The 1,204-nt window shown below is 67.6% G+C and carries 1 protein-coding gene and 1 pseudogene; both read right to left on the bottom strand.

Annotated features, from left to right (window positions below; translation table 11 throughout):
- A partial coding sequence (locus ACIPIA_RS16670; protein WP_400511087.1) for a DNA methyltransferase occupies positions 1-683 on the bottom strand: 683 nt, incomplete at its 3' end.
- A pseudogene (locus tag ACIPIA_RS16665) lies at positions 683-1,204 on the bottom strand (class I SAM-dependent DNA methyltransferase); the annotation flags it as partial. The pseudogene ACIPIA_RS16665 and the gene ACIPIA_RS16670, both read right to left, overlap by 1 nt.

Genomic DNA, 1,204 nt, shown 5'->3' with positions numbered 1-1,204 from the left:
ATGGCGATGCGCACCGCGGCACTGTCCTTGCCGGCCTTGGTCCAGGGATGGTCGGGGATCGCCAGGATCAGCGAAAGCGGCCGTGAGGCCGTCAGGTATCGTTCGATCGTGCGACGCTGGAAAAGCTGCGTGATGGAATTGGTCGTGACGAAACCGAAGCGGCGGAGCGCGGTGCCGGGCCGGGTCAGAAGTTCGGCGGCGCGGTCCCACCAGTACATCACGAGATCGGCGCTCTCGTTCATCTGGGGATGGGCTGCCCATAGCGCCTCGGCATAGGCATCGCCGAGCCGATTCCGCAGATCCTTGCCGCCGATGAAGGGCGGGTTGCCGACGATGAACTCGACGTCCGGCCACGCGGTCCGGTGCAGGTCAGGTGGCAGGGCCTCCTTGCCGGCTTCCATCGCGGGGATCGGCCAGCCTTCCCAGTCGATCAGAGCATCGCCGGGCAGGATCTGCTTCAGCTCCCGCAGGATAGGCTCGCGTGGCGCATAGGGGCGGATGCGCAAGTGCCATTGCAGGTGCCCGATCCAGAGCAGGAGATTGGCGATGGCGACGGCCCGCCGGTTCGCATCGATCCCGAAGAACTGCTGCGGGCCGACGCCGTGCCTCGCAAAGCCTCCCAGCGACTCGGCCGCCCCGAATTCCGCAGCAGCTTCGAGCACTTCGCCTTCGAGCCGCTTCATCAGGTCCTGCGCGACATGCAGGAAGTTCCCGTCCCGCAGGCCGGGTCGAGCACGCGGGTGGTGCAGAGCTTCTCGTGGAAAGCCTCGACATGGGCGAGGGCCTGCCGGTGATGGCCGTTGTCCCGCGCCTGCTGGGCGGCCGCCAGCACGGCGCGCCAGTCCTCGCGCAGCGGCGCGATCACGGTCTCGACGACCAGCCTCTCGACATAGGCGCGCGGCGTGTAATGGGCCCCCAGACGCGCCCGCTCCATCGGGTCGAGTGCCTGTTCGAGCAGGCTGCCGAAGATCGAGGGCTCGACGAGGCTCCAATCATGTTCTGCCGCCGCCAGCAGCTCGGCGATGCCGCTTCGGCCGAGTCCGAAGACATGCGGCTCGGCGAACATCCGGCCGTTGAAATGCCGGATGTCGGCGCGGATGGCGGCGGAGTAGCCCCCGCGATCCATCGCACGCCAGAGGTCCTCGAGGAGCGGCTTGAATGCCTTCGGTGATTCCAGGCATTCGCGGAGCAGCCGGCGGAAGCT

The sequence above is a fragment of the Allobosea sp. CER48 genome, from assembly GCF_044752385.1.
GTDB lineage: Bacteria > Pseudomonadota > Alphaproteobacteria > Rhizobiales > Beijerinckiaceae > Allobosea.
The sequence above is the reverse complement of the archived record's forward strand: the minus strand, read 5'-3'. Positions and strand labels throughout refer to the sequence as shown.